General features: G+C 66.5%; 10 protein-coding genes. All 10 read right to left on the minus strand.

Annotated elements, in window-relative coordinates:
• Window positions 1-28: 28 nt before the first annotated feature.
• Window positions 29-1,513: an aldehyde dehydrogenase family protein gene (locus K9U15_RS08255; protein WP_096226693.1), complete on the minus strand. Its 1,485-nt coding sequence runs from the start codon at window positions 1,511-1,513 to the stop codon at window positions 29-31.
• A gap of 294 nt (window positions 1,514-1,807) precedes the next feature.
• Entirely contained in the window at window positions 1,808-3,340 is a 1,533-nt protein-coding gene (locus K9U15_RS08260) for a 2-isopropylmalate synthase (protein ID WP_227115316.1), read from the minus strand.
• Window positions 3,341-3,480: 140 nt separating this feature from the next.
• Complete coding sequence (locus tag K9U15_RS08265; protein ID WP_301154987.1) at window positions 3,481-3,945, minus strand: GyrI-like domain-containing protein; 465 nt, start codon at window positions 3,943-3,945, stop codon at window positions 3,481-3,483.
• Between the two features lie 30 nt (window positions 3,946-3,975).
• Window positions 3,976-5,556: a phosphoglycerate dehydrogenase gene (gene serA, locus K9U15_RS08270; protein WP_301155890.1), complete on the minus strand. Its 1,581-nt coding sequence runs from the start codon at window positions 5,554-5,556 to the stop codon at window positions 3,976-3,978.
• A 215-nt stretch (window positions 5,557-5,771) separates the two neighbouring features.
• Window positions 5,772-6,767, minus strand: a complete 996-nt coding sequence (gene ilvC / locus K9U15_RS08275; protein WP_096226698.1) for a ketol-acid reductoisomerase — start codon at window positions 6,765-6,767, stop codon at window positions 5,772-5,774.
• Window positions 6,768-6,796: 29 nt separating this feature from the next.
• The gene (gene ilvN, locus K9U15_RS08280) at window positions 6,797-7,282 is read right to left on the minus strand and encodes an acetolactate synthase small subunit (protein ID WP_015538691.1); all 486 of its coding nucleotides are present in this window, start codon (window positions 7,280-7,282) and stop codon (window positions 6,797-6,799) included.
• A complete protein-coding gene (gene ilvB, locus K9U15_RS08285; RefSeq protein ID WP_096226700.1) occupies window positions 7,279-9,153 on the minus strand; it encodes a biosynthetic-type acetolactate synthase large subunit in 1,875 nt (624 codons plus the stop codon). Before ilvB ends, ilvN begins: the two co-directional genes overlap by 4 nt.
• Window positions 9,150-10,832 (minus strand): dihydroxy-acid dehydratase, encoded by a 1,683-nt coding sequence (gene ilvD / locus K9U15_RS08290; protein WP_096226702.1) that lies wholly within the window; start codon window positions 10,830-10,832, stop codon window positions 9,150-9,152. The genes ilvB and ilvD overlap by 4 nt, the downstream gene beginning before the upstream one ends.
• A gap of 518 nt (window positions 10,833-11,350) precedes the next feature.
• Window positions 11,351-11,620, minus strand: a complete 270-nt coding sequence (locus K9U15_RS08295; RefSeq protein WP_096226703.1) for a sirohydrochlorin cobaltochelatase — start codon at window positions 11,618-11,620, stop codon at window positions 11,351-11,353.
• Window positions 11,613-11,903: a sodium:proline symporter gene (locus K9U15_RS08300; protein WP_096226705.1), complete on the minus strand. Its 291-nt coding sequence runs from the start codon at window positions 11,901-11,903 to the stop codon at window positions 11,613-11,615. Before K9U15_RS08300 ends, K9U15_RS08295 begins: the two co-directional genes overlap by 8 nt.
• Window positions 11,904-12,067: the final 164 nt, after the last annotated feature.

A 12,067-nucleotide genomic window follows, 5' to 3' on the forward strand; every position in this document is an offset into this window, starting at 1 on the left:
GCTTGCCTGCCGAGTTATCGGTCAGCCGCTACTTCTCGGGGTAGAAGCCGCTCGGCTCCTCGCCGAGGTTGATCATGATGTTCTTCGTCTGGGTGTAGTGCTCGAGCATGACCTTGTGCGTCTCGCGGCCGATGCCGGACTCCTTGTAGCCGCCGAACGGCGCGCCGGAGGGGATCTGGTTGTAGGTGTTCACCCACATACGGCCCGTACGCACGCCCTGCGCCACGCGGAACGCGCGGTTGATGTCGCGGGTCCACACGGCGCCGCCCAGGCCGTAGACCGAGTCGTTCGCCAGGTCGATGACCTCCTGCTCGTCCTTGAACTTGATGACCACGGCCACGGGGCCGAAGATCTCCTCCTGAGCCACGCGGCACGAGTTGTTCGGCACCTCGATGAGCGTCGGCTTGAGGAACGCGCCACGGGCCAGCTCGCCCTCGGTGGCGCGCTCGCCGCCGCAGAGGACGCGGCCGCCCTCCTGCTTGGCGATCTCCACGTATTCGAGGATCTTGTTCATCTGACCCTGGTCGATCTGGCTGCCCATCTGGGTGTCGTCCTCCCACGGCATGCCGATCTTCACGTTGCCGAACGCGCGGCACGCGTCCTCGACGAACTTGTCGTAGATGTCCTCGTGCACGAAGATGCGGCTGCCGGCGCAGCACACCTGGCCCTGGTTGAACAGGATGCCCAGCTGCACGCCGTCCAGCATCATGTCCCACTTGCAGTCGGGGAAGATGATGTTGGCGGACTTGCCGCCCAGCTCCAGCGTGGCGGGGATCAGGCGCTCGGCGGCCGCGCGGGCCACGTCGCGGCCCACCTCGGTCGATCCGGTGAACGCGAGCTTGCTGATCTTGGGATTGTCGAGGATGTACTGGCCCGACTTGCTACCGCGGCCCGTGACCACGTTGAACACGCCGGCCGGGATGACGTCTTGCGTGAGCTTCGCCAGCTCCAGCACCGTGAGCGACGTGGTGGACGAGGGCTTGAACACCGTGCAGTCGCCGGCGGCCAGCACCGGGGCCAGCTTCCAGGCGGCCATGAGGAACGGGAAGTTCCACGGCACGATCTGCCCCACCACGCCGATGGGCTCGTGCAGCACGAGGGACATCATGTTGCCGGGAAGCATATCGGCCTCGCCCGTGTCGGCCAGAAGGACGCCGGCGAAGTAGCGGAAGTGGTCGACGGAGTACGCCACGTCGATGGCGCGCGTCTCGCGGATGGGCTTGCCGTTGTCGAGCGACTCCAAGAGCGCCAGCTTCTCGGCGTTGGCCTCGATGATGTCGGCGACCTTGTTCAGGATGATGGCGCGCTCTGCCTTGTCGGTCTTGCCCCAGGTCTCGAACGCCTTCCATGCCGCGTCGACCGCGCGGTCGACGTCTTCCTTGGTGGCGTCGGCGATGGTGGACAGCTGCTCGCCGTTGGCCGGGCAGAACACGTCGAGCGTGCCGCCGTCCGAGGCGTCGACCCACTGGCCGTCGATGTAGAGCTGGTAGGATTTCTGTGCGGGGTTCTCCATTGCGCGCATCCTTTCGTCCGGCGGCTTCGCGCCGCTGCTCCCAACCTCGCGGCCAGCTTGGCCGCCGATCCCAGCATAGCGCGCGCCTCGAAGGCGTGTCAGTCGGGGTTTTGTGGAAACCCGTCAACGGTCAAGAAACGCTGCTGATGAAGTAGCATTAGGGTGCGCAAAGGAGAAACCGGGCCGATGCGCGAACGGGGAGCCCGGGCCGTCGTACGGCCCGGGCTCCCCGTCATGAGGCGGTGCGCGCGCATCCCATGAGGGCGCGGCGCCTCCGCAGCGCTTCGGCCAGGTCTAGGCGCGCTTGCCCTGCTTGTCGTTGAGCAGGCGGTTGAGGGCGTTCAGGTACGCCTTCGTGGACGATACCACGATATCGCCGTCGGCGCCGCGGCCCGTGTAGATGTCGCCCGTCGGGTCGGTCACGCGGATGGTCACCTCGCCGAGCGCGTCGATGCCGCGCGTGACGGATTGCACGGCGAACTCGGTGAGATCGTTGTCCACCTGCACGATCTTGTTCACGGCCTTGCACATGGCGTCGATGGGGCCTGTGCCGTATTCGCATGCCGTCACCACCTGGTCGGCGGCGTTCTTCAGCGTGACCGTGGCCGTGGGCGTGAGCGGGAAGCCGCAGCTGATCTGCACGCCTTCCAACGTGTAGAGCGCACTCTCGTTGCGGTCGCGCTCGTTCACGAGGCTCTCCAGATCCTCGTCGTAGACTTCCTTCTTCTTGTCGGCCAGGTTGAGGAAGGCCTCGTACATCTGGTCGAGCGCCTCGCCCTCAAGCTCGTAGCCCAGCTCCTCCAGGCGGTGCTTGAGGGCCGCGTGGCCCGAGCGCGCCGTGAGCACGATCTGGCTCGAGCCCGCGCCCACATCGGCCGGGTCGATGATCTCGTAGGTGTCGCGCTTCTTCAGCACGCCGTCCTGGTGGATTCCCGAGGAGTGCGCGAAGGCGTTCGCGCCTACGATGGCCTTGTTGGCCTGTACGTTCATGCCCGTGATGGACGACACGAGGCGGCTCGCCTTGCAGAACTCGCGCGTGTTGATGTCTGTGTGCGCGTCCAGCTCGTCCTCGTGCATGCGGATGGCCATGACCACTTCCTCCATGGCCGTGTTGCCCGCGCGCTCGCCCAGGCCGTTGATGGTGCACTCCACCTGGCGCGCGCCGTTCTTCACGCCGGCCATGGCGAGTGCTGTGGCCATGCCGAGGTCGTTGTGGCAGTGCACGGCGATCTTCACGTTCTCGATGCCGTTCACGCCCTCCACCAGGTACTTGATGCGCCGGCCGAACTCCTCGGGCAGCGAGTAGCCCGTGGTGTCGGGGATGTTCACCACGGTGGCGCCCGCGTCCACGACGGCCTGGATAACGCGCACGAGGAAGTCGTAGTCGCTTCTGCCCGCGTCCTCGGCGTAGAACTGCACGTCCTCCACGAACTGCTTGGCGTACTTCACGCACTTCACGGCGCGCTCCACGCACTCGTCCTCGGTGATGCGCAGCTTGTCGCGCAGGTGGCTCGGGCTCACGCCGATGCCCGTGTGGATGCGGGGGCGCTTGGCGTACTTGAGCGCGTCGGCCGCCGCGTCGATGTCCTTCTCCACCGCGCGCGTGAGGCCGCAGACCACGGCCGCATCGCCCGCCAGCTCGGCAATGCGGCGCACGCTCTCGAAGTCGCCGGGGCTCGAGATGGGGAAGCCCGCCTCGATGACGTCGACGTTCAGGCGCAGCAGCTGACGCGCGACCACCAGTTTCTCCTCGGTGTTCATGGAAGCGCCCGGCGACTGCTCGCCGTCGCGCAGCGTGGTGTCGAAGATGTCGATCTTGCGCGTCATGTCATGCGTCCTTTCCTTCTAAACGACCGCTGCACCCTCGCAGGGGCGGCGGGTTATTCACGATTGCTTCGACTATCTTAGCAAATATCCCAAGTGCGTCACTTGGGATTGCCTGGCGACGTGGAAAAGAAACGCGTCGCTCAAACCAAAGGCACTAACACGCCCGTAAGCGCTTTCTCGCGCGGAAACGGCGCGCCGTTGTAGTACTGCTCGATACACTGACCTGACGAAACGAGCCCGCGCTGTGCCAGCCATGTCTCCATCTCCTGATAGACTGGCTCCATGTCCTCGTTCGGCCCCAGAAACATGAACGTGACGTAGCGCCCAGCCGGAATACTGCCGGCCACGACGTCACCTGCATCCGGCAGCGGGCGGGCAAGCGGAAAGCCCACTTCCACGAGCAGGTTATCCATGTCGCCCATATCGAGAAAGCGTACGTACGGAATGTCGGCAGGCTCGAGGCCCTCCCCAGCGACATAGGCGCCCAACTTCGGGAACGCGGAACCAATGAGCGCAGGTAGCTGCGCGACTGGCGTACGCTCCTTCACCGCAACGCAAGGCTGCTCGGCGCGATCGATCAGGGCAAATTCTGTAATACGGGGCATAATGCCTCCTTTGCTGGGTGAAGGAGCTCGCTACAGCTTCACGTACCAGAGGTTCTTCAGTTCGGGTATCTCGGCGCGCAGGCGGGACAGCACGGCGTCGTCCACCTCGCCCTCCACGTTCATGTACACGAGCGCGCAGCGGTCGGCCGGCTTCGCGCCGATCTGCATGGTGGTGATGTTGATGCCCGCCTCGCCCAGGATGGTGCCGATGGTGCCCATGCGGCCCGGGGCGTCCACGTATTCGAAGATGAGCGACTGGCGTCCCGGCGCGATGTCTATCTTGTAGCCCAAGAGCGATACGAGGCGCGCGGTCTGCGCGGCATCGCCGCGGGTGCAGGCCACCTCGGTGCCGTCGGCCATGACGGCCACCGTGGAGGCGTAGCCGTCGGCATCGGGTCGCGCCTGCGTCTCCACCTTGATGCCGTGGCGCTGGGCCACCGCATCGGCGTTCACGGGCGTGACCGTGGCGCGGCCCTGGTAGGACAGGAGCCCCTTGACGGTGCCGGCCACCAGGATGGACAGGTCGGCATCGGCGAGCGACCCTGCGGCCGTGAGCTTCAGGTACTGCGGCACCTCGCCGTGGATCTGCGCGAGCATGCTGCCCATCATCTGGCAGGCGGGCACGTACGGCCCCACCGCGTCCATGACCTCGGGCGGCACCGGCGCCATGTTCACGGCGGTGGGCACGATGGAACCCGCCAGGCCCGCGGCCACGTACTCGGCCGTCTGCACGCCGGCACGCAGCTGCGCCTCCTTCGTGGACGCGCCCAGGTGCGGGGTGAGGATGGCGTTGGGGAACTCGTGCAGCGGGCTTCCGGTGCACGGCTCGTTCTCCCACACGTCAAGCCCCACGGCGCCTATCTTGCCGGCGGCCAGGAAGTCGGCGAGCGAGTCCACGTTGTAGATGCCGCCGCGCGCGGCGTTCACCAGGATCACGCCGTCCTTCATGCGCGCATACTGGTCGGGCCCGAACATGCCGATGGTCTGCTTGGTCTTCGGCAGGTGCACGGTGATGAAGTCCGCAAGCGGCACGATGGCGTCCACGTCGTCGTAGAGCGTCACGCCCAGCTGCTCGGCGCGCTCGGGGCTGCAGTACGGGTCGTAGCCCACGAGCCTCATGCCGAAGGCACGGGCGCGCTCGGCCACGAGGCCGCCGATGCGGCCAAGGCCGAAGATGGCGAGCGTCTTCTCGTACAGCTCGACGCCGGTGAACCTCGTCCGCTCCCACAGGCCCTCGTGCATGGAGGCGTTGGCCTGGGCAACGTTGCGGGCGCAGGCCAGCATGAGGGCCATGGTGTGCTCGGCGGCGCTCACGATGTTCGACGTGGGGGCGTTGCACACGATGACGCCGCGCTCGGTGGCGGCCTCCACGTCCACGTTGTCCACGCCCACGCCGGCCCGGCCGATGATGCGCAGGTTCTTCCCCGCCTCGATGACCTCGCGCGTCACCTTCGTGGCCGACCGCACGATGAGGGCATCGTAAGCCGGGATGGCCGCGATCAGCTCCTCGGGGGGCATCTTCAGCTTGACGTCCACCTCGTAGCCCTTGTCGCGGAGCACCGCGAGGCCGGCGTCGGCCAGCCTTTCGGCAACCAGCACTTTCTTCGTCATAGAACTACCACCTCTGCAAGAGTCTTCCTGGTATGTTTCGCTTGCGCCGCGCGGGAACCCGTCGGGACGCGTCCGGGCGGCTGCCCCATGATAAGGCGAAACCGCCCGCCGCGCCGGGTCGGGCGGGAAATTATCGACGAAATGCGAAAAGCCGCCCAAGCAATCGGTCGCCGGCGCCGCTCAACCCGGCAGCTGCGCGGCGCCGCGCGACCTTCCTAGCGCCGGGCGAAGCTGAACATAGAGCGGATGCCCTCGCCCACCTGCTCGATGGGGGCCTCGGCGTGCTCGGCACGCTGTTCGAGCAGCCACTTCTGGCCGTTTTGCGAGTCCTCCATGAACTCGCGGGCGAAGCTGCCATCCTGGATGCGCGCGAGGATGATCTTCATCGCGGCCTTCGCCTCGTCGGTGATCACCTGGGGGCCGGCGTAGTAGTCGCCGTACTCGGCGGTGTTGGAGATGGAGTTGCGCATCTTGGCCATGCCGCCCTCGTACATGAGGTCCACGATGAGCTTCATCTCGTGGAAGCACTCGAAGTAGGCCATCTCGGGCGGGTAGCCCGCCTCCACGAGCGTCTCGAAGCCGGCGTTGATGAGCGCCGTCACGCCGCCGCAGAGCACCGCCTGCTCGCCGAAGAGGTCGGTTTCCGTCTCGTTCTTGAACGTGGTCTCGATGACGCCGGCGCGGGCGCCGCCGATGCCCCAGGCATAGGACAGCGCCACGTCCTTGGCCTGCCCCGACGCGTCCTGGTGCACGCAGATGAGGCAGGGCACGCCCGCCCCTTCGGTGAACACGCGGCGCACCATGTGGCCCGGGCCCTTCGGCGCGATCATGACCACGTCCACGTCCGCGGGCGGGGTGATGCAGCCGTAATGGATGTTGAAGCCGTGCGCGAACGCGAGGGTGTCGCCGGGCTTGAGGTGCGGGGCGATCTCGGCCTCGTAGGTGGCGGCCTGGGTCTCGTCGGGCGTGAGGATCATGATGAGGTCGGCTTCCTCGGCGGCCTCGGCCACGCCCATGACCTTGAGGCCGGCCTCCTCGGCGGCCTCGCGCGACTTCGAGCCCTCGCGCAGGCCCACGCGCACGTCGGCGCCCGAGTCCTTCAAGTTGAGCGCATGGGCGTGGCCCTGGCTCCCGTAGCCGATGACGGCCACCTTCTTGCCCTGGATGAGCTCGGGGTTCGCATCGTTCTCGTGGTAGATCGTGACAGCCATGGTGTTGGTTTCCTTTCTGTTGGCTGGTTTTAAACGTCTTTGCTGTTGCGAGACATCGCTATCTTGCCGGTGCGGGTGATCTCCTTGATGCCGTAGGCGCGGAAGAGGTCCTCCATGCCCTTGAGCTTGCTCTCGTCGCCGGTGGCCTCGATGGTGAGCGAGCTCTTCCCCACGTCGACGATCTTCGCGCGGAAGACGTTGGCGATCTCGATGATCTCGCTTCTGCGCTCGGGCGTGGCGTTCACCTTGAACAGCACGAGCTCGCGCTCGATGGCGCCCTCGTCGGTGAGGTCGTTGATCTTGTGCACGCTGATCAGCTTGTGCAGCTGCTTGGTGATCTGCTCGTAGGCCACCTCGTCGGCCTTCACGATGGCCGTGACGCGCGACATGGTGGGGTCCTCGGTGGGGCCCACCGACAGCGACTCGATGTTGAAGCCGCGCCGCGAGATGAGCCCCGTCACGCGCGACAGCACGCCCGGCTTGTTCTCAACCAGGACGGACAGGATGTGCCTCATCGCATGCCTCCCTTCCCGCCCGCGGCGCCGTCCGCCTCGGGCACGTCCGTGCGCACGGCCCCCACGGCCACGTCGATGGCGCCTATCACGTCGTCGAGCGCGCGCCCGGGCGCCACCATGGGGAACACGTTCTGGTCGCGCGAGATGGCCACGTCCAGCAGGTAGGGGCCCTCGGCGGCCAGCATGGCGGCCAGCGCGGCGTCGAGCTCGTCGGGGCTCTCCACGCGCGCGGCCTGCCAGCCGTACGCGTCGGCCAGCTTCACGAAGTCGGGGTTGGCGTCGAGCAGCGTGGAGGAGTAGCGCTCGCCGTAGAACAGATGCTGCCACTGGTGCACCATCCCGAGGCACCGGTTGTCCATCACGAGCACCTTCACCGGCACGCCGTGGATGCCCGCCGTGGCCATCTCCTGGCTGTTCATCTGGAACGACCCGTCGCCGGCCACGCACACCACCGTCTTGTCGGGGCACCCGATGGCGGCCCCGATGGCGGCTGGGAAGCCGAAGCCCATCGTGCCCAAGCCGCCCGACGAGATGAACGAGCGCGGGCGCTCGCGCGCGATGTGCTGCGCGGCCCACATCTGGTGCTGCCCCACCTCGGTCACGACGATGCTCTTCTCGGGATCGAGCGCGTCGGAGAGCTTCTCCATGACCACCTCGGGCACGATCTCCTCGGGCGCGTCGCCCACGTTCGGATGGTAGAACGGGTGGCGACGGCGCCACTCGGCGATCTGCCCGAGCCACGCCTTCGTCTCGGGGCTCGCGCCCTCCTTGGAAAGCTGGGCCACGATGCCCCCGAGCACGCCCTTCAGGTCGCCCACGATGGGGATCTGCGCCTCGCGCACCTTGCCGATCTCGGCGGGGTCGATGTCGATGTGGATGACCTCGGCGTGCGGCGCGAACTCGTCGAGCCGGCCCGTGACGCGGTCGGAGAAGCGCGCGCCCGCCGCGATGATGAGGTCGCTCTCCGTCATGGCCAGGTTCGCGTACTTCGAGCCGTGCATCCCCACGGGCCCCAGGTTCAGCGGGTGGGACGCGGGGAACGCGCCCTTGCCCATGAGCGTGGTGACCACCGGCACCTGCATGAGCTCGGCCAGCGCGCGCAGCTCCTCGGACGCGCCGGAGGACACCACGCCGCCGCCCACGTAGAGCACGGGCCGCTCGGCGCGGCGGATGCGGGCCACCGCCTGCTTGACCTGCTTGGCGTTGCCGCGGTAGGTGGGCTTGTAGGAGGGCAGGTTCACCTCGTCGGGGTACGCGAACGCCAGCTCCTCGCTGGCGAGGTCGCTCGGCACGTCGATGAGCACGGGGCCGGGGCGGCCGGTCTTGGCGATGTGGAACGCCTCGCGGAACGTAGTCGTCAGCTCGTCGGTGGATTGCAGCAGGTAGCTGTGCTTGACCACCGGCATGGTGATGCCCACGATGTCGGACTCCTGGAACGAGTCGGTGCCGATGACGCCGCGCGGCACCTGGCCTGTGATGACCACGAGCGGCACGCTGTCCATGTAGGCCGTCGCGATGCCGGTGACCGTGTTCGTGGCGCCCGGACCGCTCGTGACGATGGCCACGCCCACGTTGCCCGTGGCGCGCGCGTAGCCGTCGGCCTCGTGCACGGCTCCCTGCTCGTGGCGCGAGAGCACGTGCTTGATCTGCGTGGAGTCGTAGAGCGCGTCGTAGATCTTGATGGCCTGGCCGCCCGGATAGCCGAACACGAGGTCGACGCCCTCGGCCTCGAGCGAGGCGACGACCGCCTGCGCGCCCGTCATGGTGCGGCCTTGCTTCTCCGTGCGGCTGCCGAGACCGCGCGGCGCGCCCTTGACGGCCGCCGTCGCGCCGGGACGCGGCTGCTGCTGGTTCTGGTTCGCCTCGGTCATGAAACATACGCCCCCTTGTCTGCGGAAGAGACGAGCTTCGCGTACTTCGCGAGCACGCCGTGGTCGTGCTTCGGCGCCGGCGGCGTCCAGGCCGCGCGGCGGCGTTCGAGCTCGGCATCGTCCACGCCCAGCGTGAGCGCGCCGCCCTCGATGTCCACCGTCACCTGGTCGCCCTCCTCGATGAGCGCGATGGGGCCGCCAGCTGCGGCCTCGGGGCTCACGTGCCCCACGGCAGGGCCCTTCGTCGCGCCCGAGAAGCGCCCGTCGGTGATGAGCGCCACGCTCGTGGACAGGCCCATCCCCACGATGGACGAGGTGGGCGTCAGCATCTCGCGCATGCCCGGGCCGCCCTTCGGCCCCTCGTAGCGGATGACCACCACATCGCCCGCCACGATCTTCCCGGCGTTGATGGCGGCGCAGGCCTCCTCCTCGCTGTCGAAGCAGCGCGCGGGGCCGGTATGCATCATCATCGAGGGATCGACGGCCGACTTCTTCACGATGGCGCCGTCGGGCGCGATGTTGCCGTGCAGCACCTTGAGCGCGCCCGACGGGCTGAACGGGTTGTCGTGCGTGCGGCATACCTCGCCGTCCGCGCCGGCGCAGGCCGCGTGCATGTAGTCGAGGTAGTCCCCCATCGGGCCCATGCAGGTGAGCGCGCTGCGGTCGATGAGCCCTAAGCGGTCGAGCTCCGTCATGACCACGGGCACGCCTCCCACCTCGTACAGGTCGGTGAGCGGGCGCGGGCCCGAGGGCGCGAGCTTCACGAGGTGCGGCGTGCGCGCGCTCGCCGCGTCCCAGTCGTCCATCGTGATGGGATGGCCCGCCTCGCGGGCGACGGCCGTGAGGTGCAGCACCGTGTTGGTGGAGCCGCCGAAGGCCATGTCGCACTCCATGGCGTTGTGGATGGCGGCCTCGCTCACGATGTCGCGCGCGCAGATCCCCTGCTCCAAGAGCTCCATCACCTTCATGCCCGCGTGCTTCGCCAGGCGGATGCGCTCGGAGTACACCGCGGGGATGGTGCCGTTGCCGGGAAGCGCGATGCCGAGGGCCTCGGTGAGGCAGTTCATGGAGTTCGCCGTGAACATGCCGGAGCAGCTGCCGCAGGTGGGGCACGCCGTGTCCTCGTAGAACTTGAGCTCTTCTTCGGTCATCGTGCCGCTTCTCACGCGCGCCGCGCCGTCGAACAGCGTGTTGAGGTCGGTGGAGGGTCCGCATCCGCCCGGCTGCTTGCCGGCGAGCATCGGGCCGCCCGACACGAACACCGTGGGGATGTTCACGCGCAGCGCGCCCAGCAGCATGCCCGGCACGATCTTGTCGCAGTTCGGGATGCACACGAGCGCGTCGAAGGCGTGGCCCTGCACCGCGCACTCCAGCGAGTCGGCGATGGCCTCGCGCGACACGAGCGAGTAGTGCATGCCGTCGTGGTTCATGGCGATGCCGTCGCACACGCCGATGGTCGAGATCTCGAACGGCACGCCGCCGGCCAGGTAGATGCCGGCCTTCACGGCCTCGGCGATCTTGTCGAGGTTGTTGTGCCCCGGGATGATGTCGTTTCGGGAGTTGAAGACGGCGACGAGCGGCCGCTCCAGCTCCTCGTCGGTGATCCCGTCGGCCTTGAGCAGGCTGCGGTGCGGCGCGCGCGCCACGCCCTCGGTGACGGCCGAGCTTCTTCGTTTCATGCCGTTCCTTCCTCCTTCGTCCGTGCTGGCTGTCGACCTCGCTCGCCGGCAAGGGCAGGGCCCCTGCCCTGCGGTCAACCAGCCATAAAAAAATCCCGCTGCAGGCAAGTCGCTGCACCAGGACCACGGTTAGGAGAAAGAATGCACCGCGGCCTTAAGCCGCACTGCACGCTTCGACGGGTAACGGTTGTCGCCGGTCCAGCCCTACTTGCCCCGCGCGCCGGGCCGGAGATCGTCCGTCCGCGCGCGAAACGTTCATGCCGAACTGCTCGGAGGGGGCTTTCGGACCGTCCACCGCCGGCTCGCAGCTTTCCGCCGGCTCTCTGGAAGATGGATTCGTCCCTACTGGTCCTCGTCATCGCATTTCGATCTATGAGGTTGTTGGACGCCAGTATACTCCCCGATCCGCCCTGCGCAAGAAAAACTTTGAATATCGAAGGTTTCCCGTAGGAAATTCACATGGACGAGGTCGGGAATGAGGGAGAAGCTGGCATTCATCTCCAAAACCGCACGCAGCCCTAGCGAGCGGCGCGCTGATGTACGAGCGCCTCCACCCGCACAAGATCTTGCTCGGTGTAGAGCGTGTACACGAGATCAAAAGGGTTCACTGCCACTTTGCGAACGCCTTCGCCGAACTCTTCCTTGATCGAAGCGGGAACCATCGAAGATCCAAATTCGCCGAAACGTTCGATGTTGTCCAGATTCTCAAGGATACGACTCTCCACTTTCGGGGAGGTTACCAAAGCAAGATCTTCGGCGAAGCGCTCCGCGTACTCCATTCTAGGCATGCGAGGCCCGCTTGTCATGCACCGCAGCCATAAGGTCGTCGCGGGAAGAATAATAGCGTCCGTTCTCGAAATCATCGCGGGATTGCCGGAGGGCCTGCGCCATACGCTGCTCGTAAAGCGCCTGCTCAACAGCATCGTCGATCTTTTTCTGGAATACGTTCTCCGACATGAAGGCATACTTTCCGCGGCCGTTCTCGGTGATGTAGACAACTTCGGTGTCTGCAATTTCTTTGATCTCACGCTGCTGGTTTTTCAGCGCAGTAGAGGGGTAAATAGCCGGCATAGCTTTTCTCCTTAATAAGGTTCTTAATTGCGGTCTTTATTAAGAACCTTATTTTACCCCTTTTCAAGTCCCGAATGCAAGGACGCCGAAATGCTATGCCCTCCGACTAGGTGTTCGCTCTGCGGGCCAAGGGCCGCAGAGCCTTTTTGCCAATTTTTCTAAGG

Source organism: Gordonibacter sp. RACS_AR68, assembly GCF_030418485.1.
GTDB lineage: Bacteria > Actinomycetota > Coriobacteriia > Coriobacteriales > Eggerthellaceae > Gordonibacter > Gordonibacter urolithinfaciens.

Coding starts and splice junctions, on each gene's coding strand:
- K9U15_RS08255 (WP_096226693.1), bottom strand. CDS start 1,513: ATGGAGAACCCCGCACAGAAATCCTACCAGCTCTACATCGACGGCCAG.
- K9U15_RS08260 (WP_227115316.1), bottom strand. CDS start 3,340: ATGACGCGCAAGATCGACATCTTCGACACCACGCTGCGCGACGGCGAG.
- K9U15_RS08265 (WP_301154987.1), bottom strand. CDS start 3,945: ATGCCCCGTATTACAGAATTTGCCCTGATCGATCGCGCCGAGCAGCCT.
- serA (WP_301155890.1), bottom strand. CDS start 5,556: ATGACGAAGAAAGTGCTGGTTGCCGAAAGGCTGGCCGACGCCGGCCTC.
- ilvC (WP_096226698.1), bottom strand. CDS start 6,767: ATGGCTGTCACGATCTACCACGAGAACGATGCGAACCCCGAGCTCATC.
- ilvN (WP_015538691.1), bottom strand. CDS start 7,282: ATGAGGCACATCCTGTCCGTCCTGGTTGAGAACAAGCCGGGCGTGCTG.
- ilvB (WP_096226700.1), bottom strand. CDS start 9,153: ATGACCGAGGCGAACCAGAACCAGCAGCAGCCGCGTCCCGGCGCGACG.
- ilvD (WP_096226702.1), bottom strand. CDS start 10,832: ATGAAACGAAGAAGCTCGGCCGTCACCGAGGGCGTGGCGCGCGCGCCG.
- K9U15_RS08295 (WP_096226703.1), bottom strand. CDS start 11,620: ATGCCTAGAATGGAGTACGCGGAGCGCTTCGCCGAAGATCTTGCTTTG.
- K9U15_RS08300 (WP_096226705.1), bottom strand. CDS start 11,903: ATGCCGGCTATTTACCCCTCTACTGCGCTGAAAAACCAGCAGCGTGAG.